22 protein-coding genes are annotated in these 24,638 nt (G+C 69.3%); 14 read left to right on the top strand and 8 right to left on the bottom strand.

Annotation, left to right across the window (positions count from 1 at the left end; genetic code table 11):
* Nucleotides 1-4 precede the first annotated feature (4 nt).
* Genes ACWDN5_RS10660 through nuoN form a run of 12 tightly spaced genes read left to right on the top strand, consistent with a single transcriptional unit; the run spans nucleotide 5 to nucleotide 14,803 of the window.
* Nucleotides 5-754, top strand: a complete 750-nt coding sequence (locus tag ACWDN5_RS10660; RefSeq protein WP_310967876.1) for an NADH-quinone oxidoreductase subunit C — start codon at nucleotides 5-7, stop codon at nucleotides 752-754.
* Complete coding sequence (locus ACWDN5_RS10655; protein ID WP_310967875.1) at nucleotides 751-2,130, top strand: NADH-quinone oxidoreductase subunit D; 1,380 nt, start codon at nucleotides 751-753, stop codon at nucleotides 2,128-2,130. Before ACWDN5_RS10660 ends, ACWDN5_RS10655 begins: the two co-directional genes overlap by 4 nt.
* Nucleotides 2,127-2,984: an NADH-quinone oxidoreductase subunit NuoE gene (gene nuoE, locus ACWDN5_RS10650; protein WP_449675978.1), complete on the top strand. Its 858-nt coding sequence runs from the start codon at nucleotides 2,127-2,129 to the stop codon at nucleotides 2,982-2,984. The genes ACWDN5_RS10655 and nuoE overlap by 4 nt, the downstream gene beginning before the upstream one ends.
* Nucleotides 2,984-4,279 carry an NADH-quinone oxidoreductase subunit NuoF gene (nuoF, locus tag ACWDN5_RS10645; protein ID WP_310967873.1) on the top strand — a complete coding sequence of 432 codons (1,296 nt, stop codon included), beginning with the start codon at nucleotides 2,984-2,986 and terminating at the stop codon, nucleotides 4,277-4,279. The genes nuoE and nuoF overlap by 1 nt, the downstream gene beginning before the upstream one ends.
* Complete coding sequence (locus ACWDN5_RS10640; RefSeq protein WP_449675976.1) at nucleotides 4,276-6,747, top strand: NADH-quinone oxidoreductase subunit G; 2,472 nt, start codon at nucleotides 4,276-4,278, stop codon at nucleotides 6,745-6,747. Before nuoF ends, ACWDN5_RS10640 begins: the two co-directional genes overlap by 4 nt.
* Nucleotides 6,744-8,093, top strand: a complete 1,350-nt coding sequence (gene nuoH, locus ACWDN5_RS10635) for an NADH-quinone oxidoreductase subunit NuoH (RefSeq protein ID WP_310967871.1) — start codon at nucleotides 6,744-6,746, stop codon at nucleotides 8,091-8,093. The genes ACWDN5_RS10640 and nuoH overlap by 4 nt, the downstream gene beginning before the upstream one ends.
* The gene (gene nuoI / locus ACWDN5_RS10630) at nucleotides 8,080-8,604 is read left to right on the top strand and encodes an NADH-quinone oxidoreductase subunit NuoI (protein ID WP_003081846.1); all 525 of its coding nucleotides are present in this window, start codon (nucleotides 8,080-8,082) and stop codon (nucleotides 8,602-8,604) included. The genes nuoH and nuoI overlap by 14 nt, the downstream gene beginning before the upstream one ends.
* Entirely contained in the window at nucleotides 8,601-9,470 is an 870-nt protein-coding gene (locus tag ACWDN5_RS10625; protein WP_310967870.1) for an NADH-quinone oxidoreductase subunit J, read from the top strand. Before nuoI ends, ACWDN5_RS10625 begins: the two co-directional genes overlap by 4 nt.
* Nucleotides 9,467-9,766 (top strand): NADH-quinone oxidoreductase subunit NuoK, encoded by a 300-nt coding sequence (nuoK, locus tag ACWDN5_RS10620; protein WP_003081840.1) that lies wholly within the window; start codon nucleotides 9,467-9,469, stop codon nucleotides 9,764-9,766. The genes ACWDN5_RS10625 and nuoK overlap by 4 nt, the downstream gene beginning before the upstream one ends.
* 11 nt (nucleotides 9,767-9,777) lie before the next feature.
* Nucleotides 9,778-11,682: an NADH-quinone oxidoreductase subunit L gene (nuoL, locus tag ACWDN5_RS10615; protein ID WP_310967869.1), complete on the top strand. Its 1,905-nt coding sequence runs from the start codon at nucleotides 9,778-9,780 to the stop codon at nucleotides 11,680-11,682.
* Nucleotides 11,682-13,232, top strand: coding sequence for an NADH-quinone oxidoreductase subunit M (locus ACWDN5_RS10610; RefSeq protein ID WP_449675973.1), 1,551 nt, complete (start codon nucleotides 11,682-11,684; stop codon nucleotides 13,230-13,232). The genes nuoL and ACWDN5_RS10610 overlap by 1 nt, the downstream gene beginning before the upstream one ends.
* A 2-nt stretch (nucleotides 13,233-13,234) precedes the next feature.
* Complete coding sequence (gene nuoN / locus ACWDN5_RS10605; protein WP_310967867.1) at nucleotides 13,235-14,803, top strand: NADH-quinone oxidoreductase subunit NuoN; 1,569 nt, start codon at nucleotides 13,235-13,237, stop codon at nucleotides 14,801-14,803.
* Between the two features lie 29 nt (nucleotides 14,804-14,832).
* Here nuoN and ACWDN5_RS10600 read toward each other — a convergent pair whose 3' ends face one another.
* The 5 genes from ACWDN5_RS10600 to ACWDN5_RS10580 all read right to left on the bottom strand — a co-directional run bounded on the left by ACWDN5_RS10600 (nucleotide 14,833) and on the right by ACWDN5_RS10580 (nucleotide 18,598).
* Nucleotides 14,833-15,504: an ESX secretion-associated protein EspG gene (locus ACWDN5_RS10600; protein WP_449675971.1), complete on the bottom strand. Its 672-nt coding sequence runs from the start codon at nucleotides 15,502-15,504 to the stop codon at nucleotides 14,833-14,835.
* The gene (locus ACWDN5_RS10595; RefSeq protein ID WP_449675970.1) at nucleotides 15,501-16,775 is read right to left on the bottom strand and encodes a PPE domain-containing protein; all 1,275 of its coding nucleotides are present in this window, start codon (nucleotides 16,773-16,775) and stop codon (nucleotides 15,501-15,503) included. Before ACWDN5_RS10595 ends, ACWDN5_RS10600 begins: the two co-directional genes overlap by 4 nt.
* Nucleotides 16,775-17,383 carry a DUF3558 domain-containing protein gene (locus tag ACWDN5_RS10590; RefSeq protein ID WP_449675985.1) on the bottom strand — a complete coding sequence of 203 codons (609 nt, stop codon included), beginning with the start codon at nucleotides 17,381-17,383 and terminating at the stop codon, nucleotides 16,775-16,777. Before ACWDN5_RS10590 ends, ACWDN5_RS10595 begins: the two co-directional genes overlap by 1 nt.
* A gap of 17 nt (nucleotides 17,384-17,400) precedes the next feature.
* Nucleotides 17,401-17,814, bottom strand: a complete 414-nt coding sequence (locus ACWDN5_RS10585) for a hypothetical protein (protein WP_449675969.1) — start codon at nucleotides 17,812-17,814, stop codon at nucleotides 17,401-17,403.
* A gap of 169 nt (nucleotides 17,815-17,983) precedes the next feature.
* On the bottom strand, nucleotides 17,984-18,598 hold the full coding sequence (locus tag ACWDN5_RS10580) for a hypothetical protein (RefSeq protein ID WP_449675968.1): 615 nt from the start codon (nucleotides 18,596-18,598) through the stop codon (nucleotides 17,984-17,986).
* 245 nt (nucleotides 18,599-18,843) lie between these two features.
* Here ACWDN5_RS10580 and ACWDN5_RS10575 point away from each other — a divergent pair, with 245 nt between their 5' ends.
* Nucleotides 18,844-19,896 (top strand): polyprenyl synthetase family protein, encoded by a 1,053-nt coding sequence (locus tag ACWDN5_RS10575; protein WP_310968487.1) that lies wholly within the window; start codon nucleotides 18,844-18,846, stop codon nucleotides 19,894-19,896.
* A 23-nt stretch (nucleotides 19,897-19,919) separates the two neighbouring features.
* Nucleotides 19,920-21,146, top strand: a complete 1,227-nt coding sequence (locus ACWDN5_RS10570; RefSeq protein ID WP_449675967.1) for a sunset domain-containing protein — start codon at nucleotides 19,920-19,922, stop codon at nucleotides 21,144-21,146.
* On the opposite strand, the gene ACWDN5_RS10565 is transcribed toward ACWDN5_RS10570, so the two are convergent.
* The 3 genes from ACWDN5_RS10565 to ACWDN5_RS10555 form a co-directional block, all read right to left on the bottom strand.
* Nucleotides 21,139-21,489 (bottom strand): VOC family protein, encoded by a 351-nt coding sequence (locus tag ACWDN5_RS10565; RefSeq protein ID WP_449675965.1) that lies wholly within the window; start codon nucleotides 21,487-21,489, stop codon nucleotides 21,139-21,141. The genes ACWDN5_RS10570 and ACWDN5_RS10565 overlap by 8 nt on opposite strands.
* Nucleotides 21,490-21,584: 95 nt before the next feature.
* Complete coding sequence (locus ACWDN5_RS10560; protein ID WP_310967859.1) at nucleotides 21,585-22,649, bottom strand: 2-oxoacid:ferredoxin oxidoreductase subunit beta; 1,065 nt, start codon at nucleotides 22,647-22,649, stop codon at nucleotides 21,585-21,587.
* A complete protein-coding gene (locus ACWDN5_RS10555; RefSeq protein WP_449675964.1) occupies nucleotides 22,646-24,571 on the bottom strand; it encodes a 2-oxoacid:acceptor oxidoreductase subunit alpha in 1,926 nt (641 codons plus the stop codon). Before ACWDN5_RS10555 ends, ACWDN5_RS10560 begins: the two co-directional genes overlap by 4 nt.
* Between the last annotated feature and the right edge of the window lie 67 nt (nucleotides 24,572-24,638).

Genomic DNA, 24,638 nt, shown 5'->3' with positions numbered 1-24,638 from the left:
AGCGATGACTGAGAACCCCCAACCCGGCGAAGAGCAGTCCAGCGCCGAGCGAGCCGAAACCGGCCTGACGGCGAAGGGCCCGGGCGCGGCCGAGCCGGTCGTCACCGGGCGCGAACGCCAGGGCATGTTCGGCGTCCACGGCACCGGCGACACCTCCGGCTACGGCGGCGTCCGGCTCCCGGCGTACAGCCCGGCGCCGGCCGAGCGGCCGTACGGCGGCTGGTTCGACCAGTTCGCCGACGAGTTCTACGCCGCGCTGGCCGAACGCAAGATCCCCGCCGAGGCGATCCTGCAGACGACGGTCGACCGCGGCGAGATCACCTTCTACGTCGCCCGCGAGCACCTGCCCGCGATCGCGAAGACCCTGCGCGACGACGGCGGCCTCCGCTTCGAGCTGCTGTCCTCGGTGTCCGGGGTGGACTACGGCGTCGACGTCCCGCAGCGGCTGCACGCGGTCTACCACTTCACGTCGCTGACCTACCGGCGCCGCATCCGCCTCGAGGTCACCCTCGACGTCGAGGACGCGCACGTGCCGTCGCTGGTCGAGACCTACCCGACCGCCGACTGGCAGGAGCGGGAGACCTGGGACATGTTCGGGATCGTCTTCGACGGCCACCCGGCGCTGACCCGGATCCTGATGCCGGACGACTGGGACGGCCACCCCCAGCGCAAGGACTACCCGCTCGGCGGGATCCCGGTCGAATACAAGGGCGCGGAGATCCCGCCGCCGGACCAGCGGAGGTCGTACTCGTGAGCACCGAGAACCTTTCCGACGTCACCACGGGCACGTCGACCACCGCCGAAGGCAGCGACAGCACCGACGACGTCAGCTACGCCGATTCCCGCGACACCACCGAAGGCCGCGTCTACACGGTCTCGGGCGGCGACTGGGACGACGTCATCGCCGACGCCCAGCACGACGAGCGCATGGTCATCAACATGGGCCCGCAGCACCCGTCGACGCACGGCGTGCTCCGGCTCGTGCTGGAGATGGAGGGCGAGACCGTCACGCAGCTGCGGTCGGTCATCGGCTACCTGCACACCGGCATCGAGAAGAACTGCGAGTACCGGACCTGGACCCAGGGCGTCACCTTCGTGACGCGCATGGACTACCTGGCCCCGCTTTCGACGGAGATGGCGTACTGCCTCGGCGTCGAGAAGCTGCTGCAGATCGAAGCCCCGCGCCGCGCGCAGCTGCTACGCGTGATGCTGCTGGAGATCAACCGGATCGGCTCGCACCTGGTCTACATCGCCACCGGCGGCATGGAGCTCGGCGCCACCACCGCGATGACGCTCGGCTTCCGCGAGCGCGAAGAGGTGCTGCACCTGCTGGAGCACCTGACCGGCCTGCGGATGAACCACGCGTTCATCCGCCCCGGCGGCCTCGCGCAGGACATGCCGGCCGACTACGTCGAGGTCGTCAAGGCGTTCATCAAGACGATGAAGGAACGCCTCCCGCTGTACGACAAGCTCTTCACCGGCCAGCCGATCTGGCGCAACCGGCTCAAGGGCGTCGGCTACCTGCCGGTGGACGCGTGCCTCGCGCTCGGCGTCACCGGTCCGGTGCTGCGGTCCGCGGGCCTGCCCTGGGACCTGCGCAAGACCGAGCCGTACTCCTGCTACGACGAGTTCGACTTCGACGTGCCCGTGGACAACGGCGCCGACTGCTGGTCGCGCTACCTGATCCGCGTCCACGAGATGCACGAGAGCCTCAAGATCATCGAGCAGTGCCTCGAGAAGCTCGAGCCGGGCCCGGTCATGGTCGAGGACAAGAAGATCGCCTGGCCCGCGCAGCTGTCCATCGGCAGCGACGGCATGGGCAACTCGCTCGAGCACGTCAAGAAGATCATGGGCCAGTCGATGGAGTCCCTGATCCACCACTTCAAGCTGGTCACCGAGGGCTTCAAGGTCCCGGCCGGGCAGGTCTACGCGGCGGTCGAGTCACCTCGCGGCGAGCTGGGCGCGCACCTGGTCTCCGACGGCGGCACCCGGCCGCTGCGGGTCCACGTGCGCGAACCGAGCTTCGTGAACCTGCAGTCGATGCCCGCCATGGCCGAGGGCGGCCTGGTCGCCGACGTGATCGCCGCCATCGCCTCGATCGACCCCGTCATGGGGGGAGTGGACCGATGACCACAGCAGTTCCCGAGCCGGGCCCCAGCTACTCCGCGACGACCCACGCCGCGGCCGGGCCCGACACCGACGTCGTCGCCATCGCGCCGGACCCGGAAGTGGCTGCCGGCATCATCACCGAGACGCCCCTCGAGGACATCTTCGACGCGGACATCCACGCGAAGGCGCAGGAGCTCATCGCGCGCTACCCGATGTCCCGCTCGGCGCTCCTGCCGATGCTGCACCTCGTGCAGTCGGTGCAGGGGTACGTCAGCCAGGAGGGCATCGCGTTCTGCGCGCGGCAGCTCGACCTGTCCGACGCCGAGGTCAGCGCGGTCGCGACGTTCTACACGATGTACAAGCGCAAGCCGTGCGGCGAGCACCTCGTGAGCGTCTGCACCAACACGCTGTGCGCGGCCATGGGTGGCGACGCGATCTACAAGAAGCTCCAGACGCACCTCGGGTCCGAAGAGGAACCGCTGGGGCACAACGAGACCGCGGGCACGCCGAACGAGCCGGGCTCGATCACCCTCGAGCACGCCGAGTGCCTCGCGGCCTGCGACCTCGCGCCGGTCATCCAGGTCAACTACGAGTACTTCGACAACCAGACCGAGGACAAGGCCGTCGCGCTGGTCGACGCGCTGCAGGCGGGCAAGAAGCCGGCCCCGACGCGCGGCGCGCCGCTGACGAACTTCAAGGGCGCCGAGCTGCAGCTCGCCGGGTTCTTCCCGGAGGACGAAGCGGCCTACCGCCGGGACGTCGACGGCCCGTCGCAGGCCGTCGAGACGCTGCGGGGCGCGAAGCTCGCGCAGGACCGCGGCTGGGTCGCCCCGGTGGCTTCCGATGTGCCGTTGCCAGAAGTGGAGAAGAAGTAATGGCCGATCCCATTACCCCCGTCCTCACGAAGCGCTGGCTGTCGCCGAACTCCTGGCAGATCGGGACGTACGAGGCACTCGAGGGCTACACCGCCGTCCGCAAGGCCCTGGCCGGGACGCCGGAGCAGCTCGTCCAGCTGGTCAAGGACTCCGGCCTGCGCGGCCGCGGCGGCGCGGGCTTCCCGGCCGGCATCAAGTGGTCGTTCATGCCGCCGAACTTCGACAAGCCGCACTACCTGGTGATCAACGCCGACGAGGGCGAACCCGGGACCTGCAAGGACATCCCGCTGATGATGGCGGACCCGCACTCGCTCATCGAGGGCTGCATCATCGCCTCGTACGCGATGCGGTCCAACCACTGCTTCATCTACGTCCGCGGCGAGGCGCTGCACTGCATCCGCCGCCTCAACGCGGCCGTGCGCGAAGCCGAAGCGGCGGGCTACCTGGGCGAGAACATCCTCGGCTCGGGCTTCGACCTCAAGATCACCGTCCACGCGGGCGCGGGCGCGTACATCTGCGGCGAAGAGACGGCGCTGCTCGACTCGCTGGAAGGCCGTCGTGGCCAGCCGCGGCTCAAGCCGCCGTTCCCGGCCGCCGCGGGCCTCTACGCCGCGCCGACCACGGTCAACAACGTCGAGACCATCGCGAGCGCGCCGTTCATCGTCAACGGCGGGTCGAGCTGGTTCCGCGAGATGGGCCGCGAGAAGTCGCCCGGCCCGAAGATCTACTCGATCTCCGGCCACGTCGAGAAGCCCGGCCAGTACGAGTGCCCGCTCGGCACCACGCTGCGCGAGCTCCTCGAAATGGCGGGCGGCATGAAGGACGGCATCCCGCTCAAGTTCTGGACCCCGGGCGGCTCGTCCACCCCGATGTTCACCGCCGAGCACCTCGACGTTCCCCTGGACTTCGAAGGCGCGGCGGAAGCCGGGTCGATGCTGGGCACCACCGCCGTCCAGGTCTTCAACGAGACCGTGTCGGTGCCGTGGGCCGTGATGAAGTGGACCCAGTTCTACGAGCACGAGTCCTGCGGCAAGTGCACGCCGTGCCGCGAAGGCACGTACTGGCTGGCGCAGATCCTCGAGCGGATGGTCGAGGGCCACGGCACCGAGGAGGACATCGACACCCTCCTCGACGTCTGCGACAACATCCTCGGCCGGTCGTTCTGCGCCCTCGGCGACGGCGCGGTGTCGCCGATCCAGAGCGGCATCAAGTACTTCCGCGAGGAATTCCTCGCGCTGTGCGAAGCGAACCGGCACGAACAGACCAAGCCCGAACTCGTGGGAGCGCAGGCATGACGATCGCGCCCGACAAGCCCGAAACCACCGAAACGCCGGTCCCCGAGGGCCACGTCAAGCTGGTCATCGACGGCGAAGAGGTCATCGCCCCCAAGGGCGAGCTGATCATCCGCACGGCCGAACGCCTCGGCACGGTCATCCCGCGGTTCTGCGACCACCCCCTCCTCGACCCGGCCGGCGCCTGCCGCCAGTGCCTGGTCGAGGTCGAGATGGGCGGCCGCCCGATGCCGAAGCCGCAGGCGTCCTGCACGATGACCGTCGCCGACGGCATGGTCGTCAAGACGCAACTGACCTCGCCGGTCGCGGACAAGGCCCAGCAGGGCGTGATGGAGCTGCTGCTCATCAACCACCCCCTGGACTGCCCGATCTGCGACAAGGGCGGCGAGTGCCCGCTGCAGAACCAGGCGCTGGCCCACGGCCGCACGGACTCCCGGTTCGTCGACACCAAGCGGACGTTCCCGAAGCCGCTGCCGATCTCGACGCAGGTGCTGCTGGACCGCGAACGCTGCGTGCTCTGCCAGCGCTGCACCCGGTTCTCCCGCGAGATCGCCGGCGACCCGTTCATCGAGCTCCTCGAACGCGGCGCCCACCAGCAGATCGGCACCGCGGAGACGGCGGACGTCCTGGACCTGGCGTCGCGGACGACCAGCGGCCAGCCGTTCCAGTCCTACTTCTCCGGCAACGTCATCCAGATCTGCCCGGTCGGGGCCCTGACGAGCGCGGCCTACCGGTTCCGCTCCCGCCCGTTCGACCTGGTGTCCGCGCCGAGCGTCTGCGAGCACTGCTCGTCCGGCTGCGCCGAGCGCACCGACTTCCGCCGCGGCAAGGTCCAGCGCAAGCTGGCCGGCGACGACCCGGAAGTCAACGAAGAGTGGATCTGCGACAAGGGCCGGTTCGCCTTCCGCTACACCGGCGCCGAGGACCGCATCCGGCGCCCGCTGGTCCGCAACCGCGAAACCGGTGAGCTGGAAGAGGCGTCCTGGACCGACGCGCTGCGCGCCGCCGCGGAGGGTCTCACCGCGGCCCGGTCGAACGGTGGGGTCGGCGTCCTGCCGGGTGGCCGGCTGACCGTCGAGGACGCCTACGCGTACTCGAAGTTCGCCCGCGTCGCCCTGCAGACCAACGACGTCGACTTCCGCGCCCGCCCGCACTCGGCTGAGGAGCTCGCGTTCCTCACCTCGCACGTCGTGGGCGTGACGCCGGAATCGGGCGTCACCTTCGGCGAGATCGAGCGGGCCCGCACGGTCCTGTGCGTCGCCTTCGAGCCCGAGGACGAAGCCCCGATCGTGTTCCTGCGGCTGCGCAAGGCGGCCCGCAAGAACCGCACCCGGGTCGTCCACTTGGGACAGTGGACGACGTCGTCGGTGCGCAAGACGTTCGGTGAGCTGCTCGCCTGCGTCCCGGGCCAGGAGGCCGCGGCCGTCGAAGGCATCGCCAAGCACGCGCCGGACCTCGACGAGGCTCTGCGCGGCGAAGGCGCGGTCGTCCTGGTCGGTGAGCGCGCGGCCGCGATCCCCGGCCTCTTCGCCGCCCTGCACGACCTGGTCGAGCGCACCGGTGTCCGGCTCGCGTGGATCCCGCGCCGCGCCGGCGACCGGGGTGCCCTGGAGACCGGCTGCGTGCCGTCGCTGCTGCCCGGCGGCCGCCGGGTCGGCGACGACGCCGCCCGCGTCGCCGTCGAAAACGCCTGGGGCGTCCCGCTCCCGGCCACCCCGGGCCGCGACGCGACCGACATCCTGCTGGCCGCTTCGGCCGGCGAGCTCGGCGGCCTGGTCGTCGGCGGGGTCGACCCGTACGACCTGCCGGACCCGGACCTCGCGCTGCGCGCGCTGGACACCGCCGGGTTCGTGGTCAGCCTCGAACTGCGGCACAGCGCGGTGACCGAGCGCGCGGACGTCGTGCTCCCGGTGGCGGCGTCGGACGAGAAGTCCGGCAGCTACCTGAACTGGGAGGGCCGCACCCGCCCGTTCGACACGACGATCGAAGGCACCGGCGCCCTGCCGGACTGCCGGGTGCTCGACACGCTCGCCGTCGAGATGGACGCGGACCTGTTCACGCAGACGCCGGCCGCGGCGCGCGGTGACTTCGAGAAGCTCGGCCCGGCTTCGGCGCTGCGCTGGAGCCACGTCGCCGCCGAGGTCGCGCCGCCCGCCACGCCGGGGGCCGGCCAGGCGGTCCTCTCGACCTGGCGCCAGCTGATCGACAACGGTTCCCTGCAGGACGGCGAGCCGCACCTCAAGGGCACCCAGCGCACGCCGGTCGCGCGGCTGTCCGCGAAGACCGCCGAAGGGCTGGGCGTCACCGTGCGCGTCAGCACCGAACGCGGTGCGATCACGCTGCCGGTGGAGATCGCCGACCTGCCCGACGGTGTCGTGTGGCTGCCGGGCAACTCGGACGGCTCGGCCGTGTTCAAGACGCTCGGTGCCGGGCACGGCGCCGTCGTGAACCTCGCTGGAGGTGGGCAATGACCCCGCTGCTGACCGAAGCCGCTGTGGGCAGCGTGCCCGACGCGGCTACCCGGGCGGCGCTGCTGGCCGACGACCCGTTGTGGCTGATCCTGCTCAAGTGCGTGGTCATCCTGCTGATCGGGCCGATCATGACGATCTTCCTGATCGTCTGGGAGCGCAAGGCGGTCGGCCGGATGCAGAACCGGCCCGGCCCCAACCGGGTCGGCCCGGGCGGCTACCTGCAGTCCCTGGCGGACGCGATCAAGCTGCCGTTCAAGGAACAGATCATCCCGGACACCGCCGACCGCAAGGTGTACTTCCTCGCGCCGGTCATGTGCGTGGTGCCGTCGCTGATCGCGCTGTCGGCCATCCCGTTCGGGCCGGTCGTGTCGATCTTCGGCGAGCGGACCGTGCTGCAGCTGCTCGACCTGCCGGTCAGCGCGCTGGTGATCCTGGCCTGCTCCTCGATCGGCGTCTACGGCATCGTGCTCGCCGGCTGGTCGTCCGGCTCGCCGTACCCGCTGCTCGGCGGCATGCGCTCCGCGGCGCAGGTGATCTCCTACGAGATCGCGATGGGGCTCTCGATCGTCGCGGTGATCCTGCAGGCCGGGTCGCTGAACCTGGCCGACATCGTCGGCGCGCAGCACAAGGTGTGGTTCCTCTACCTGGTCCCGAGCTTCGTGATCTACCTGATCTCGATGGTCGGTGAGACCAACCGCGCCCCGTTCGACCTCCCCGAGGCCGAGTCGGAGCTGGTCGGCGGCTTCCACACCGAGTACAGCTCGATGAAGTTCGCGATGTTCTTCCTCGCCGAGTACGTCAACATGGTGATCGTCTCGGCGTTCGCGACGACGCTGTTCCTCGGCGGCTGGATGGCCCCGTGGCCGCTGTCGCTGATCGGGAACAACGTCCTCAACACCGGCTGGTGGCCGGTGCTGTGGTTCTTCGCGAAGATGTTCGTCCTGCTCTTCGGGTTCATCTGGCTGCGCGGCACGCTGCCCCGCCTGCGCTACGACCAGTTCATGCGCCTGGGCTGGAAGGTCCTGGTCCCGCTGAACCTGGTCTGGATCGTCATGGTGACGTTCGCGAAGGTCATCGCCTGGAACACCGCGACCATCATCATCGCCGCGGTCGCGATCTTCATCGTCGTCGCGCTGTTCTTCTACGTCCGGGCCGCGAGCCGGGAAGAGGAGAGCGAGAGCATCCCGGTCACCGGCGGTGGCTTCCCGGTCCCGCCGCTGGACCTCAAGGTGCCGCAGACCACCCCGCGTCAGAAGGCTTTGGCCAAGGCCGAGGCGAAGGCGGCCCGCCGCAAGCCGGCGGCCGTCGGTACCGCAAAGGAAGGGGCACAAGATGGGGTTTCTTGATCCCGTCAAGGGCTTCGGCGTCACCTTCGGGATGATGTTCAAGAAGGTCGCCACCGAGGAGTACCCGGAGGCCGGCGCGCCCGCCGCCCCGCGTTACCACGGCCGGCACCAGCTGAACCGCCACCCGGACGGCCTCGAGAAGTGCGTCGGCTGCGAGCTGTGCGCGTGGGCGTGCCCGGCGGACGCGATCTTCGTCGAGGGCGGTGACAACACCGAGGAAGCCCGGTACTCGCCGGGCGAGCGGTACGGCGCGGACTACCAGATCAACTACCTGCGCTGCATCGGCTGCGGCCTCTGCATCGAGGCGTGCCCGACCCGGTCGCTGACGATGATCAACTTCTACGAGCTGGCCGACGACGACCGCCAGCGGCTGATCTACACGAAGGAAGACCTGCTCGCCCCGCTGCTGCCCGGCATGGAGCAGCCGCCGCACCCGATGCGGCTCGGCGAGAACGAGCAGGACTACTACGTGAACGGCCCCGAGCTGGCACGCGGGGAGGGCGTCAAGTGATCTCCGCAGTTCTGGCCGCCGCGCCGGACGCCTCCGCGGGTGTCTCGACCGGGGAAGCCATCGCGTTCTGGATCCTCGGCCCGCTGTCGCTGCTCGGCGCGCTCGGCATGATCTTCTCCCGCAACGCCGTCCACTCGGCGCTGTGGCTGGTGCTGACCATGCTGAGCCTGGGCGCGCTGTACATGATCCAGTCGGCGCCGTTCCTGGGCTTCACCCAGATCATCGTCTACACCGGCGCGATCATGATGCTGTTCCTCTTCGTGCTGATGCTGGTCGGCCGGGAGAGCTCGGACTCGGTCGTCGAAGTCCTGCGCGGGCAGCGGCTGGCCGCGACGGTGCTCGGCATCGGGCTGGCCGCGCTGCTGGCCACCGGCATCTACCGGGCGCTGGCGAACGTCACCCCGGCCGTCCCGCTCGACTCCGCCACCCCCGCGGGCGGCGGGCCGAAGGGCCTCGGCCGGCTGATCTTCACCGACTACCTGTTCCCGTTCGAGCTGACGTCGGCGCTGCTCATCACCGCCGCGATCGGCGCGATGGTGCTGGCCTTCACCGACCGGCACGCCAAGGGCGGGAAGCTCACGCAGAAGGAACTGGTGCTCCTGCGGTTCCGCGGCGAGCACGACCGGCCGTCGCCGCTGCCCGGCCCGGGTGTCTTCGCCACCGCCAACTCGGTGGCCACCCCGGCGCTGCTGCCGGACGGCACGGTCGCCCCGGAGTCGCTGTCGGCGATCATCGAGTCCACTTCGGCGATCGAGCTGGCGAAGGAACGCAAGCTCGTCGCGGACGAGGGCCCGCACCCGGACGCCCGCGCCCTGGTCGGTACGGAACCCTCTGCCGGGGGAGCTTCGGAAGGGGAGAAGGAATGACCCCCACGTACTACCTGCTGCTGTCGGCGCTGCTGTTCGCGCTCGGCGCGGTCGGCGTGCTGGTGCGGCGCAACGCGATCGTCGTGTTCATGTGCATCGAGCTGATGCTCAACGCGGTGAACCTGTCGCTGGTCACCTTCGCCCGGATCAACGGCGGGCTCGACGGCCAGATCATGGCGTTCTTCGTCATGGTCGTCGCGGCCGCCGAGGTCGTGGTCGGCCTGGCGATCATCATGGCCATCTTCCGCACCCGGCGCTCGGCCTCGGTCGACGACACCAACCTGCTGAAGTACTAGGAGACCCCCGAGTGACCGCATCATCGTGGCTGCTGGTGGCCCTTCCCGGTCTCGGCGCCTTGATCCTCCTGCTGGCGGGGAAGCGCGCGAAGGCCTGGGGGCATCTGCTCGGCTGTGCCACCGTCACGCTGGCTTTCGTCTACGGCGTCATCCTGTTCTTCAGCGCCGACACGGGCACGACGACCGACACCAAGGTCTACTCGTGGATCCCGGTCGGGGCGCTGCAGATCGACTTCGGGCTGCGGATCGACGCGCTGTCGCTGACGTTCGTGCTGCTCATCACCGGCGTCGGCATGCTGATCCACTACTACTCGATCGGCTACATGGCCGACGACGAGGGCCGGTACCGCTTCTTCGCGTACCTCAACCTCTTCGTCGCCTCGATGCTGGTCCTGGTGCTGGGCAACAGCTTCGTGACGCTCTACCTGGGCTGGGAGGGCGTGGGTCTCGCGTCCTACCTGCTCATCGGCTGGTACCAGGGCCGCCCGTCCGCCGCCACCGCGGCGAAGAAGGCGTTCCTGATGAACCGCGTCGGGGACGTCGGGCTCGCGCTGGCGATCTTCATCATGTTCAAGTACGCGGGCTCGACCGGCTACGCCGAGGTCTTCAAGGCGGTCGGCGACGGCAAGTTCTCGACGGGCGCGATCACCGCGATGGCGATCCTGCTCCTGCTGGGCGCCTGCGGTAAGTCCGGCCAGTTCCCGCTCCAGGCGTGGCTCCCGGACGCGATGGAGGGCCCGACCCCCGTGTCGGCCCTGATCCACGCGGCGACGATGGTGACCGCGGGTGTCTACCTGGTGGCCCGCTCCAACCCGATCTTCAACGCGACCCCGGACGGCCGCTTGGTCGTCACCCTGGTCGGCGCGGTGACCCTGCTCCTGGGGTGCGTCATCGGCTGCGCCTACGACGACATCAAGAAGGTCTTGGCGTACTCGACGGTCAGCCAGATCGGCTACATGATGCTGGCCGTCGGCCTCGGCCCGGGCGTGTACGCACTGGGCATCATGCACCTGGTCGCGCACGGTTTCTTCAAGGCCGGGCTGTTCCTCGGGGCCGGTTCGGTCATGCACGCGATGAACGACGAAGTCGATATGCGCAAGTTCGGCGGCCTCTGGCGCAAGATGCCGATCACCTTCGTCACCTTCGGCCTCGGCTACCTCGCGCTGATCGGCTTCCCGCTCCTGTCGGGCTTCTACACGAAGGACGCCATCATCGAGGCGGCCTTCGGCCAGGAGGCCTGGCGGGGCTGGGTGTTCGGTCTCGCCACGCTCATCGGCGCCGGCCTCACCGCGTTCTACATGACCCGGCTGATGATGATGACCTTCTTCGGCAAGGCTCGGTGGGAGAACCTCAAGTCCGCCGACGGGCACGACTTCCACCCGCACGAGGCGAAGCCGATCATGTGGATCCCGATGGCGATCCTGGCGGTCGGCTCGGTCGGCGCCGGTGCCTTCTTCGCGATCGGCAACCGGTTCGCGACCTGGCTCACCCCCACCGTCGGCGAGTTGGCGGAGCACCACGAACACGGTGCCCTTCCGGCGGCCCTGATCCCGTGGCTCACCGTCGCGCTGTCCGCGGTCGGCGCCCTGATCGCCTGGCTGATCTTCCGTCGTGACGTCCCGGTCGAGCAGCCCCAGCGGGTCTCGTTCGTCACCCGGGCCGCGCGCAAGGACCTGTACGGCAACACGCTCAACGAGACGCTGGTGGCCCGCCCGGGCACCTGGCTCTCGCGGGCGCTGGTGTTCGTCGACAACCGCGGCGTCGACGGCGCGGTCAACGGCCTGGCCGCCGGTCTCGGCGGCGGGTCCGGCCGGCTCAGGCGGCTCCAGACCGGGTTCGTCCGGTCCTACGCGCTGTCGATGCTGGGCGGCACGTTCCTGCTTCTGGCGGCTCTCCTGCTGGTGAGGTTCTCCTGATGACCTGGTTGCTCATCCTCATCCTGGTGCCGCTCGCCGGCTCCCTGGTGCTGGCGTTCCTCAAGGGGAACGACCGCGCCGCGGTGCTGACGGCGTTCGGGTTCTCACTGCTCGAGCTGGTGCTGATCATCCCGTTCTGGCTCAGCTACTCGCCTTCGGGCGCGCGGCTGCAGATGACGTCCAGCTTCGACTGGATCCCCAGCTTCGGCGTGCACATCGCGTTCGGCACCGACGGCATCTCGCTGATCATGATCGCGGTGATCGCGCTGCTGGTGCCGATCGTCGTCGGCGGGCTCGGCACGCTGGACAAGCTCCCGGAGGGGCGCAGCGCGGGCGGGTTCCTGTCGCTGATCCTGCTGCAGGAGGCGCTCACGATCGGCGTGTTCGCCGCGACCGACGTCTTCCTGTTCTACGTGCTGTTCGAGATCATGCTGATCCCGATGTACTTCCTCATCGGCGGCTACGGCGGCGCGAACCGGCAGTACGCGGCGGTGAAGTTCTTCCTGTACTCGTTCCTCGGCGGCCTGATCATGCTGGCGTCGGCGATCGGGGCGTACTCGCTGGCCTCGGACAAGCTCGGCAAGGGCACGTTCGACTGGGCCACGCTGGTGACGGTGGTGCGCGACGCGCCGCTGTCCACGCAGATCTGGCTGTTCCTCGGGTTCTTCCTGGCCTTCGCGATCAAGGCGCCGCTGGTGCCGTTCCACACCTGGCTGCCGGACGCGGCGGGGGAGGCGCCGATCGGCGTCGCCGTCCTGCTGGTCGGCGTGCTGGACAAGGTCGGCACGTTCGGGTTCCTGCGCTACTGCCTGCCGATGTTCCCGGAGGCGAGCAAGACCCTGGCGCCGCTGGTGCTGGTGCTCTCGGTGGTCGGTGTCCTCTACGGCTCGATCCTCGCCGCGGGGCAGCGGGACATGAAGCGGTTCATCGCCTACGTCTCCATCGCGCACTTCGGCTTCATCTCGCTGGGCATCTTCGCGTTCAACGAGCAGGCGATGGTCGGCTCGGCGACGTACATGCTCAACCACAGCCTGGCGACCGGCATGCTGATCGTGGTGATCGGCCTGGTCATCGCGCGCGGCGGGTCGTCGCGCATCTCCGACTACGGCGGCATGGCCAAGGTGACCCCGTTGCTGGCCGGGCTGTTCCTGCTCGCCGGTCTGTCCACGTTGTCCCTGCCGGGCACCAACTCGTTCGTCTCGGAGTTCCTGGTGCTCATCGGGTCCTTCGTGGACCAGCCGGTGTACACGATCCTCGCCACGGTCGGCATGGTCCTGGCCGCGGCGTACGTCCTGTGGCTCTACCAGCGGGTCTTCCAGGGCCCGGTCCGCGGTGACGCCCTGGTGGGCGTCGGCGGGGGCCCGGGCACGGCGATCGCGCCGGAGCTGGGCGCGAAGAAGGCCATCACGGACCTGAACGGCCGGGAGATCGCGATCCTCGCGCCGCTGGTCGTGCTGATCATCGTTCTCGGCTTCTACCCGAAGCCGGTGCTCGACACAGTCACCCCGACGGTGCAGCAGACGCTGTCCGCGGTCCAGGGAGGCAAGTAAAAGTGCTCGACATCCTCCTGACCCAGGCGCCGACGCCGATCACGACGCCGTCGATCGACTACCCGGCGGTGCTGCCGGTGCTGATCGTCCTCGGCGCGGCGTGCGTCAGCGTGCTGGTCGAGGCGTTCGCGGCGAAGCGCTCGCGGTTCGGCATCCAGGTGGGCCTGAGCCTGGCGTCGATCGTCGCGGCCGGCGTCAGCCTGATCATCTACGCGACGGGCAGCGCCCCGGCGGGCGGCGTCACGACGTTCAGCGGCGCGATCTCGATCGACCGGCCGGCGCTGTTCCTCTGGGGCACGCTGCTGGCGCTGGCGGTCGGCGCGGTGCTGCTGATCTCGGACCGCGTGGTCGAGCCGGGCGGCGCACTGGTCGCCCAGGCCGGCATCCGCCCGGGCACGGTCCAGGACCGCGCCCAGACGGCGACGGTGATGCAGACCGAGGTGTTCCCGCTGACGCTGTTCGCCCTCGGCGGCATGATGGCGTTCACGGCGGCGAACGACCTGCTGACGATGTTCATCGCGCTGGAGGTGCTGTCGCTCCCGCTGTACCTGATGTGCGGCCTCGCGCGGCGCCGCCGGTTGCTCTCGCAGGAAGCGGCGGTGAAGTACTTCCTTCTGGGCGCGTTCTCGTCGGCGTTCTTCCTGTACGGCCTGGCGCTGCTGTACGGCTACGCGAACTCGGTGAAGCTGGGCGACATCGCGGCCGCGGCGGCGGGTTCGGACCGGTCGGACACGCTGCTGTTCGCGGGCCTGGGTCTGCTGGTGGTGGGCCTGCTGTTCAAGGGCTCGGTCGGCCCGTTCCACACGTGGACCCCGGACGTGTACCAGGGAGCCCCGACGCCGGTGACGGCGTTCATGGCGGCGTGCACGAAGGTGGCGGCGTTCGGCGGCATCCTGCGGGTGCTGTCGGTGGCGTTCTCGTCGACGTCGTGGGAGTGGCGCGGCGTCCTGTGGGGCGTGGCGATCATTTCGATGGTGATCGGTGCGGTGCTGGGCCTGACCCAGACGGACGTCAAGCGCATGGTGGCGTACTCGTCGATCGCCCACGCGGGCTTCCTGCTGGTCGGGGCGATCGCGATGACGCGCGATGGGCTCTCGAGCACGCTGTTCTACCTGCTGGCGTACGGCTTCACGACGCTGGCGGCGTTCGGCGTGATCAGCCTGGTCCGCGATTCGTCGGGCGAGGCAACGCACCTGTCGGCGTGGGCCGGGCTGGCGAAGCGCTCGCCGTTGCTGGCCGGCGTGTTCACGTTCCTGTTGCTGGCGCTGGCGGGTATCCCGTTGACGTCCGGTTTCATCGGCAAGTTCGTCGTGTTCTCGGCGGCGTTGTCGGACGGAATGGCCCCGCTGGTGGTGGTGGCCCTGGTGTTCAGCGCGGTGGCGGCGTTCTTCTACCTGCGAGTGATCGTCCTGATGTACTTCTCCGAGCCGGCGGCGGACGGCCCCTCGGTCTCGGTCCCGGGCTTCGGCACGGGGACGGCGATCTTCCTGGGCACGGCGGTGACGCTGGTGCTGGGCCTGGTCCCGGCGTTCGCCCTGGGCTGGGCGGGTTCCGGCGGTTTCGCTTTCTGAGTTCTGCTTTTCCTGGGCCGCCGCTCTCGTTATTCGAGGGCGGCGGCCTTCAGCATTTGGCTGAGATTTTCTTGTTCCCCGGGTGCGACGTTGATGTAGCCGTTTTCGAGGGCAATCCCGACGCGTCCGGCTTTCAGGTCGAGATAGCTGACGGTCCGGTCAGCGGCGTGGAGTTGCCCGACGCCGAAGTGGGGCTGCTGAAAGAGGGCGTCGAGCTCCTGCGCGGCCCGGCTGCGCTCTTCGTCGAAGATGTCGCTGTCCGGTGGCGTCCGGAAGTCGTCTTGGGGGAGCGAGAAGGGCTTGAGATCGGCGGGCCGGCAGTGCGGCAGGCGCGCGACGAGGGCGTCGGCGGGGTGGACGTCGACCTCGGTGAGTTCGACCTGATCGCCGCGGCAGACCACGCAGACGGCGGTTTCGTCATCGGCCGTGGCCAGGATGCTGGTTTGCCCGGTGGCGTCCCGGGTGTAGGCGAAGTACTCCTGGGCGGGTTGGCCGATGAGGTGCAGGAGGTCTTCGAATTCGGGCGTGAAGCCGTCGCCTTGGGTGACGCCGTATGGGCTGAGTTCGTCGAAGGCTTCGCTGGTGATTTGTTGCTTGAGGGAGGGCGGAATGTAGCGGAGGCCGCTCGCGAAAACGGGGTGCGGATCACCGCAGCCGACGCCGCGCAGGGCGGTGAGCAAGGTGCCGAGCGAGAAGATCATCGTTTCTTGTGCTCACCGATGACGGGCGGCATGGGCTTTTCGGTGAAGCCGCCGAAGGTCTCGTCGGGATCGGGGTTCTGGAGGTAGCGGGCTTTCTTCTTTTCGCGGTCTTCTTCTTTGCCGGCACGCCCGGCGAGCGGAGTGCCCATGGGGAGGCCGTTGGCACCCCGCGGGCCGGCGGAGCCACGGAGGGGGTTGGCGCCGGGGAGCCGTTCTTCGGGGAGGCGGGCGTCGGTGCTGCTGCCGGGGGCGCGGGGGCCGGGCTGGTTGGCTTTGCTTCCGGCGCCTGGTCCCGTTCCAGTGCTGGTGCCCGGCATCCCGGGGCTCGGCTGATACCCACCGCCGCTGTACGGCCCGCTTCCTGGCCCGAACCCGCCGGGCCAGTTCGTCCCGGTCAGGTTGCTGACGGGCTGCCCGGTAGGCCCGAACTCATACCCACCCTGAGCGGCGGGCAGGACGGGCTTGGGGACGTAGCTGTTGGCGTGGGTGGCGTCGCTGGGCGTGTTCCCGCTGTGCTTGGTTCCGCTGATCGTGGTTCCGGTGTTCGTGTTCCCGGCCTGAACCTGGTTCGGCCTGGGCTGTCGATCCTGCTGAGTTTGCCGTTGGTTTCCGTCGGTCACCCGGTTCTGCCCGGGCCGAACGGTCTGCCGATCCTGACTCGGAACCTGCGTATCCCGGGGGTTTCGAGCCCACTCTCCGGTATCAGTAGGACCGGTTTTGTTTCCGGAGGTCCGCATGGAGATGGAAGCCCCGGAGTCGGCAAGCTGCGCGTATTGGGCGGGCATCTGCCCACCATTGGAGGTGCTGGCGGAGTGATAGGCACTGAAGGCATCGATGTTGGCTTGGCTGTCAGCCTGCCACCGCGCAATTTTGGCGTGGTAGGAACCCCAGCCGTGGTCCGAAATGGCACGAACAACATCCTCAGCCCCTAGTTCAGGCGGCTGAGAAGAAACAGGCTTGACGGAATACTTGGCGGTCCCGAAGGCATCCATCTGAGCCCCAACAGCACTTTGGGCATTCTGAAGATGAACAGCATCATCAGCGGCGGCTTGAACAAGAGGAAGAGTCGCATCCGCAGCGGCTTCCCCAGCGTTCCCACTCCAACCGGACATGGTCTTTGCCCGGAGAGCACTGATCCGCTGGGCCCGTTCAACCATCCGAGTGGTCAACTGCCGGGCACCATCCTGAGCATCGGCCAGCGAGCCGACACCCTCGCCCCCGGTGATCTGCTCATAAATCTGCGCTGCCGTCAGCGGTCCTTCGGTCGCCATCAGTTCCCCCCGCGGAGATTGCCCAGTACCTGTGCAGCGATGTCATGAGCCGCCGCGCAAGGATCCTTCTTACCGATGTTATTTTCGGATTGTGCGACGTGGATGTCGACGGCCTGGGTGTCGCTCACGCCGAGCGCGACCGCGCACCGGCCACGGGATGCTCGCTCGTCGCTCACGCCATAGGCAACGATCGGGAAGCCATCGAGCGATTCCATCGGCTGGAAGAATTTATACTGTTTGTCCTTGGCTTCGTAGACGCTCGTCAGCCCGAGCTGGTCGGCGTTCATGAAGATTACTCCGATCCCTGCCTGGGAAACGTCGGCTGCGTCCCATGAGCAAGTCGGCCCAGCGGGTGCCTGCAGGTCTGGCTTGCCTGACACGCCAGAGCCGAGAAGCTCGGCTACTTGAGAGTCGGTCAGTGCGCCGCACGGCTGCCGTTTGAAGTGCGTCACGTCGACTGGATGCAGGACTTTGGGAACTCCAGGTCCCGGCAGTGCACTGTGGCTTTCAGGTGAGGAGTTCGTTCCCGGGGCAGCGCTGGAAGCCGATGGAATTCCCGGGTTGGTGGTCGAACACGCCGCCGCTGCGAGCAGCAATGCGCTGAACATGAGAACGGCGCGGCGCATCAGAGACTGCCTCCGGTCTGCTTGATCTCCGTGGTGTGGTCGTCCTCGGCGCGCGCGTACTTACCCAAGGCGGTCTGGAACTTGGCAGCCATGTTGCGGCAATACTCTTCCCGAGCCGCCAGCGTCGACAGCAGTGCCTCCCCGGATTGATGAATCTTCTCCGCGTTGCCGCCACTCGCATACTCGAGGCCTGGACCTTTGACGCGAGTGAGGGTGGTCGCCTGCTCTTGGTCGTGCTTGAACTCGTCGGCCAGGTCGTTCCACTCCCGCATCAACTCGCGAAGCGTCTCCTCGTCATAAGCGAACCCCGCCCCACCAGAAGCACCACCCGCCGGCCCATAAGACCCAGCGCGCGGCACCCCATTCGGCCCCGGCAGCTCCCAATCCCCACTCGGGTCGTAGACCTCAGGCACAGCACACCGTCGTCATCAGCTCTCCCCTAGCTTGCAGTGTGCTCCACCCCGAGCACCCTGCGTATCCGACGCACCGCACCCTACCAGGGTTCCCGCGACCCAAAAGCCAAGGTCACGAGGGCCGCGGCGGTCCTCTCGGCGCTCTCCCAAGCCGCGGCCCTCGTGACGTCTACGGGGTTGGCGCGCAGCTCGTGCGCCCCAGCGTCACCACTCCGCTCAGGCCCGATGGCGGGAGGAAATCGATCCGCAGCATCGTCAAGCCGACGCTTCCGTCGCCCGAGAGTTCCTGGATGTTGAACACCGCGTTCGCCAGGACCGTTCCGTCCGATTTCCGGAGCGGGGACACGTATCCCGCCGGCACCGGGCTCGGCGGGTTCGCGATCCCCGACAGCCCGCCGTACGTCCAGTTCGCGTTCGTCTGCGTCTGCGTCCCCACGCACGTCACCGTGTAGCTCGACAGCTTCACCCGGGGCCCGCCCGCGGCCACCAGCGCCGACAGCTCGAAGTTCTTGCCCGTAGCGGTGGAGGTCGTCGAGTCCCCGGAGGGCGACGTCGTGCACGAGGACGTTCCGCCGCCGAAGGTGATGCCCGGCTTCGAGACCCGCTGGGCCGTTGCGCTCGTCGGGCCGCCGATCGAACAGGGTGCCTGGGGCGCGATCACGACCGATGCGAACGCAGCCGCGCCGATGTCCGCCACGCCTGGCTGCGGGACCGCCGCGAACGCCGAAGCGCTGGAAGCCGCCAGGCCGGTCACCACCAAGGCCGTGACGATCGTGCTGCGCATCCGCTGTCCTCCTCGCCGCCGGAGAGGGGCCTGGGCGGCCGCTCTTCCAGGACTGAATATCCGCCCGCCGGAGACCCGCGTTGCGCCTGGGAACGGCGATCACCCTTTCGAGGATCACCAACCACCCGGGCGGTGTCATGTTCATCACCGTTTCCGCAGGACAGCGGGTAAACGACCGCGCGGCGGAGCCACTACGCTCAAGGGGCAACCGACCGGTGCACGAGTAGAGCGGAGCCGACGTGTCTGTGCCTTCCCCAGCCCCCGGGGCGGGATCCCTCCCCGCTGCGCCGGGCGGCGCCCTCGACGACCTGCGGGCGTCGGTCGGGCTGCAGATCGCCGACGAAACCCTGCTGCGGTCGATCGCCGGCGGGCTGACCGAGGTCGAGAAGCTGCTGCGCGAGGTCGTCCGCAGTGACGTCCAGGCCGTCAACGACGCCGCGTTGCACCTGGTCGAGGCCGGGGGCAAACGCTTCCGTCCGCTGTTCACGCTGCTCGCCGCGCAGTTCGGCCCCAAGCAGGACGACCACGTGGTGATCGCCGCCGCCGCGGTGGAGCTGGTGCACCTGGCCACGCTCTACCACGACGACGTCATGGACGAGGCCACCATGCGGCGCGGCGCCGAGAGCGTCAACGCCCGCTGGGACAACACCATCGCCATCCTCACCGGCGATTTCCTCTTCGCGCACGCCTCGCGCCTGGTCGCCGACCTCGGCACGGACGCCGCGCGGATCATCGCCGAGACCTTCGGCGAGCTGGTCACCGGCCAGATGCGGGAGACCGTCGGCCCCGGCCCGGGTGACGACGCCGTCGCGCACTACCTCACCGTCATCGCGCAGAAGACCGGCTCGCTGATCGCCACCTCCGGCCGGTTCGGCGGCATGATGTCCGGCGCCGCCGAGGGGCACATCGAGGCGCTGCGCCGGTTCGGCGACATCATCGGCACCGCCTTCCAGATCTCCGACGACATCATCGACATCGCGTCGCCGTCCGACGAGCTCGGCAAGGCGCAGGGCACCGACCTGCGCGAAGGCGTCCGGACGTTGCCGATGCTGTACGCGCTGGCCGACCCGGAGACCGACCCGCGGCTGGTCGAGCTGCTGTCCGGCCCGATCGCCGACGACGCGCTCGTGCAGGAGGCGCTGGAGCTCCTCCGGGTCAGTAGCGGACTCGATCGAGCACGCGTCACCCTTTCCGACTACGCTCAGCGCGCGCGAGCCGAGCTCACCGCGCTGCCCGCGTCACCCGCCCGGGACGCGTGCGAGTCGGTCGCCGACTACCTGGTCGCGCGTACGCGCTGAGCACTTAACAGGGGCAGGAAAAGATGTCCATATTCGGACAGGTCTGGCTGTGGAGCCTCGCCGCGTTCTTCGTCGGGGTCCTCCTCACCTGGCTGGTGCTGGTGCTGCCGCTCCGCAAGAGCGTCCGCCGGCTGGAGAGCTCGCTGGCGCAGGCCCACGCCGACGCCGCGCGCACCCCCGCGAACGCCGCGACGGTCGGCAGCGGCACCGACGCCTTCCGGCGGCGCGAACCGGAGCCGTCCCGCCAGGAGACCTCCTACCCCGGCACGCTGGTCGCCGCGCCGCCGATCCACCGCGACGACGTCCACGACGACATCGACGAGGACTTCGCCGAGCTGGACGCGCAGGTGCCGTCCCGGATCCCGCCGGAGCCGGAGCCCGTCCGCGCGCCCGAGCCGGAGCTCGAGGAGGACGACCCGTACCGAAGCGCGGCCACCCAGTTCCTGACGTCGGACGAGGAGCCGGAGCAGGCCTCCGCGACCCAGTACCTGGCCCCGGTCGGCGATTCGTTCGACGACGAGCCGGAGCCCGAGTCGCCGGCGTTGTCGCGGCTCGAGCAGCTCGACACCGACTCCGCGGGCTCGCTGTTCCAGCCCCCGGCCGGCGAGGCGGCGGACACGCCGGACTGGTTCGACGACGAGGCCCCGTCCCAGCGGTCGGCGTTCGAAGAACCGGTGGAGCGCACCCGCTTCATCACCGAACACCCCGGCTCGGTGCGCCAGGACGAGCCGGAAGACGCCGAGCCGCCGCAGTACGCGTTCGGCGGTGACATCGCCGAAAGCGAGCTGGACGTGCCGCCGGAGACCCCTGCCGAAGCGACGCAGGTGCTGCCGAAGCGACAGCCGCGGGAGGCGGTGCGCGGGGGGTTCGACGCGCCGCAGCCGATCCAGCCGTCGATGCGCACGGTCGAGCGCCGCGAACCGGACCTGTCCGGTGCACACAGCGGCTCGCTGTTCGAGCCGTCGGTCCAGCCGAACCAGGCGGCGGCCGCCGCGAGTGTCGCGGCCCCGGAGCCGCCCCCGGCCCGGCAGGCCGCGGGCGACTCGGTCCCGCCGGGCCCGTTCGGCCCCGGTTCGGCGATGCCGCGCCCGGGTGGCGGTGCCCCCAGCGACAGCTTCGCCGTGAAGGCCAGCGTCACGGCTTTGCGGTACTGCACCGAGGAATCGGCGCAGTTCCCGAAGATGGTCGCCGAGGTTTGGTTCCGGACGGCCGAAGACGCCGAGCGCGTCGGGTTCCGCCCGCTCAGCTGACGCCCGGCGCGGCCTGGAACAGCACGAGCGCCGCGCCGCCGGGATCGGTGACCACCACCAGGGAGCCGAACGGCAGGTCGGTGCGCTCGCGCACCAGGGTTCCGCCCAGCGCCAGTGCTTTCGCCGCGGCAGCGTCCACATCGGACACCGGCGCGTAGGGCAGCCACTGCGGTGCCCGGTCGTCGCCGGGCGCCAGCTCGGTGAGGCCGCCCCAGGGCGCGCCGCCGGTCTTCAGCAGCGTGTCGTCGGCCTCCCAGCCCAGCAACTCGGCGAAGAACCGCTTGCTGCCCGCCGCGTCGGCGGTGCGGACGTCGAAGAACGCGAAAGGTGAGTTGGGTCGCATGACCTAGAACTTAGGACACGTGTCCCAACCGGGGCAACCCCGAATACGACGAAGGCCGCCATGCACCGGGCATGGCGGCCTCCGGGAAGCAGTGGTTACGCGACCGTCCAGGTGTCCTTGCCGCGCAGCAGCCCCTGCAGGTCCGGCTTGCGGGCCGCGCGGGCCTCCTCGACCTGGGCACGGGCGCCGTCGTCGTACGTCGGGCGCTCGACCTGGCGGAGGATGCCCGTCGGGACGTGGTTGAGGTTCTGGTCGCCCAGGCGCGACAGCGCGAACGCGTACGACGTGTCCGCGATCGACGGGTCGTGCACGACGAGGTTGTCCTCGCCGATGTCCGCGACCTTGGCGACGTCCAGGCCGCCCCAGTCGCCGCGCTTGACGCCGAACTCCTGGTTCGGGCCGAACCGGATCGGCTCGCCGGCGCGCAGCGGGATCAGGCGGGTGGCGGCCTCGTCGGCGTCCTTGAGGACGTCGAACGCGCCGTCGTTGAAGATCGGGCAGTTCTGGTAGATCTCGACCAGCGCCGAGCCGCGGTGCTGCGCCGCCGCCTGGAGGACCTCGGTCAGGCCCTTGCGGTCGGAGTCCAGCGCGCGGCCCACGAACGACGCCTCCGCGCCGATCGCCAGCGAGAGCGGGTTGAACGGCGTGTCCACCGAACCCATCGGCGTCGACTTCGTGACCATGCCCTGCCCGGACGTCGGGGAGTACTGGCCCTTGGTCAGCCCGTAGATCCGGTTGTTGAACAGCAGGATCTTGATGTTCACGTTGCGCCGCAACGCGTGGATCAGGTGGTTGCCGCCGATGGACAGCGCGTCGCCGTCACCGGTGACGACCCACACCGACAGGTCCGGGCGGGTGGTCGCCAGGCCGGTCGCGATCGACGGCGCGCGCCCGTGGATCGAGTGCATGCCGTAGGTGTTGAGGTAGTACGGGAACCGCGACGAGCACCCGATGCCCGAGATGAAGACGATGTTCTCGCGCTTGAGGCCCAGCGTCGGCAGGAACGATTGGACGGCGTTGAGGACGACGTAGTCGCCGCAGCCCGGGCACCAGCGGACTTCCTGGTCGGACTTGTAGTCCTTGGCCTTCTGCGGCTCGTCGGTGGTGGGCACGAGGTCCAGGCCACCGATGGTGGGAAGCCCGATGTCGATTGCGGTCATTTCGCCGCCTCCGTAGTAACGCCGGTGATGATCTCCGAGAACAGGTTCTGCAGCTCTTCGGCCTTGAACGGCAGCCCGGCGACCTTGGTGTGCCAGTGGACGTCGACCAGGTACTTCGCCCGCAGCAGCAGCGCGAGCTGGCCCAGGTTCATCTCCGGCACCACGACCTTGTCGTAGCTGCGCAGGATGTCGCCGAGGTTGGCGGGCAGCGGGTTGAGGTGACGCAGGTGCGCCTGCGCGATCGGCAGGCCGAGCTTGCGCACGCGCCGGCAGGCCGCGCCGATCGGGCCGAACGAGCTGCCCCAGCCGAGCGCGAGCACGCGGGCCTTGCCGCCGCTGGGGTCGTCGACGACGAGGTCGGGGACGTCGATGCCGTCCACCTTCGCCTGCCGCAGCCGGACCATCTTGTCGTGGTTGTCGGGGTCGTAGGAGATGTGGCCGGTCTTGTCGGCCTTCTCCAGCCCGCCGATGCGGTGCTGCAGCCCCGGGGTGCCCGGGACCGCCCAGGCGCGGGCGAGGGTCTCGGGGTCGCGGACGTACGGCCAGAACTCGCCGGAGTCGTTGTCCGCGTTGGGTTCGCTGGCGAACTCGACCCGCAGGTCGGGCAGCTCGTCGACGTCCGGGATCAGCCACGGCTCGGAGCCGTTCGCGATCGCGCCGTCCGAGAGCAGCAGCACCGGCGTGCGGTACTTCAGCGCGATCCGGGTCGCCTCGACCGCCGCGTCGAAGCAGTCCGCAGGCGACAGCGGGGCGATGATCGGGACCGGCGACTCCCCGTTGCGGCCGTACATCGCCTGCAGCAGGTCGGCCTGCTCGGTCTTGGTCGGCAGGCCGGTGGACGGGCCGCCGCGCTGGACGTCGATGACGACCAGCGGCAGCTCCACCATCACGCCGAGGCCGACGGCTTCGGACTTCAGCGCGACACCGGGCCCGGACGTCGAGGTGACGCCGAGCGCGCCGCCGTAGGACGCGCCGAGCGCGGCGCCGATGCCGGCGATCTCGTCCTCGGCCTGGAAGGTGATGATGCCGAAGTTCTTGTGCTTGGACAGCTCGTGGAGGATGTCCGAGGCCGGCGTGATCGGGTACGTGCCAAGCAAGATCTGCAGGCCCGAGCGCTGCCCGGCGGCCACGATCCCGTAGGCGAGCGCGGTGTTGCCGGTGATCTGCCGGTAGGTGCCCTGGGTCAGCTTCGCCGGGGCGACCTGGAAGGTCGTCGCGAACGACTCGGTGGTCTCGCCGTAGTTCCAGCCCGCGCGGAAGGCGAGGATGTTCGCCTCGGCGATGTCCGGCTTCTTCGCGAACTTCTCGCGCAGGAACCGCTCGGTGCCCTCGGTCGGCCGGTGGTACATCCACGACAGCAGGCCGAGCGCGAACATGTTCTTGCAGCGCTCGGCGTCCTTCTTGCCGAGGCCGGTTTCGGCGAGCGCGCCCTGGGTCAGGGTCGACATGGCGACCCGGTGCACCTGGTAGGGCGTGAGCGTGTCGTCGTCCAGCGGGTCCGTCGCGTAGCCGACCTTGGTCAGGTTGCGCTTGATGAACTCGTCGGTGTTGAGGATGATCGTGCCGCCGTGCGGGACGTCGCCGAGGTTCGCCTTGAGCGCGGCCGGGTTCATCGCCACCAGCACGTCCGGCCGGTCGCCGGGGGTGAGGATGTCGTAGTCGGCGAAGTGCACCTGGAAGCTGGAGACGCCGGGGATGGTGCCCTGTGGCGCGCGGATCTCGGCGGGGAAGTTCGGCATCGTCGACAGGTCGTTGCCGAACGCGGCGGCTTCGGAGGTGAAGCGGTCGCCGGTCAGCTGCATGCCGTCACCGGAGTCGCCCGCGAACCGGATGACCACCCGGTCCAGCTTGCTGACCTCGGTCGGCCTGGTTGCGGCGAGCGAGCCGTGACCAGCGCCGTTGCCGTTCGCACTCGTGCTCATGGGTCAGGGATTCCCTCTCTCCCGACGGTACGGCTTCCGTTCGCCTGCCGGTGCCGCGGCTGCGTTC

The sequence above is a fragment of the Amycolatopsis sp. NPDC003731 genome (assembly GCF_053586895.1).
Note: the sequence above shows the minus strand (reverse complement) of the source record. Positions and strands in the feature narration are given on the sequence as shown.

Excerpts from the sequence above, each read along its gene's own strand:
- ACWDN5_RS10640 (WP_449675976.1), top strand. The coding sequence starts at position 4,276 with ATGACGATCGCGCCCGACAAGCCCGAAACCACCGAAACGCCGGTCCCC.
- nuoF (WP_310967873.1), top strand. The coding sequence starts at position 2,984 with ATGGCCGATCCCATTACCCCCGTCCTCACGAAGCGCTGGCTGTCGCCG.
- nuoE (WP_449675978.1), top strand. The coding sequence starts at position 2,127 with ATGACCACAGCAGTTCCCGAGCCGGGCCCCAGCTACTCCGCGACGACC.
- ACWDN5_RS10600 (WP_449675971.1), bottom strand. The coding sequence starts at position 15,504 with ATGATCTTCTCGCTCGGCACCTTGCTCACCGCCCTGCGCGGCGTCGGC.
- ACWDN5_RS10590 (WP_449675985.1), bottom strand. The coding sequence starts at position 17,383 with ATGTTCAGCGCATTGCTGCTCGCAGCGGCGGCGTGTTCGACCACCAAC.
- ACWDN5_RS10560 (WP_310967859.1), bottom strand. The coding sequence starts at position 22,649 with ATGACCGCAATCGACATCGGGCTTCCCACCATCGGTGGCCTGGACCTC.
- ACWDN5_RS10555 (WP_449675964.1), bottom strand. The coding sequence starts at position 24,571 with ATGAGCACGAGTGCGAACGGCAACGGCGCTGGTCACGGCTCGCTCGCC.
- ACWDN5_RS10565 (WP_449675965.1), bottom strand. The coding sequence starts at position 21,489 with ATGCGACCCAACTCACCTTTCGCGTTCTTCGACGTCCGCACCGCCGAC.
- ACWDN5_RS10570 (WP_449675967.1), top strand. The coding sequence starts at position 19,920 with ATGTCCATATTCGGACAGGTCTGGCTGTGGAGCCTCGCCGCGTTCTTC.
- nuoI (WP_003081846.1), top strand. The coding sequence starts at position 8,080 with ATGGGGTTTCTTGATCCCGTCAAGGGCTTCGGCGTCACCTTCGGGATG.
- nuoK (WP_003081840.1), top strand. The coding sequence starts at position 9,467 with ATGACCCCCACGTACTACCTGCTGCTGTCGGCGCTGCTGTTCGCGCTC.
- ACWDN5_RS10580 (WP_449675968.1), bottom strand. The coding sequence starts at position 18,598 with ATGCGCAGCACGATCGTCACGGCCTTGGTGGTGACCGGCCTGGCGGCT.
- ACWDN5_RS10610 (WP_449675973.1), top strand. The coding sequence starts at position 11,682 with ATGACCTGGTTGCTCATCCTCATCCTGGTGCCGCTCGCCGGCTCCCTG.
- ACWDN5_RS10595 (WP_449675970.1), bottom strand. The coding sequence starts at position 16,775 with ATGGCGACCGAAGGACCGCTGACGGCAGCGCAGATTTATGAGCAGATC.
- ACWDN5_RS10660 (WP_310967876.1), top strand. The coding sequence starts at position 5 with ATGACTGAGAACCCCCAACCCGGCGAAGAGCAGTCCAGCGCCGAGCGA.
- nuoH (WP_310967871.1), top strand. The coding sequence starts at position 6,744 with ATGACCCCGCTGCTGACCGAAGCCGCTGTGGGCAGCGTGCCCGACGCG.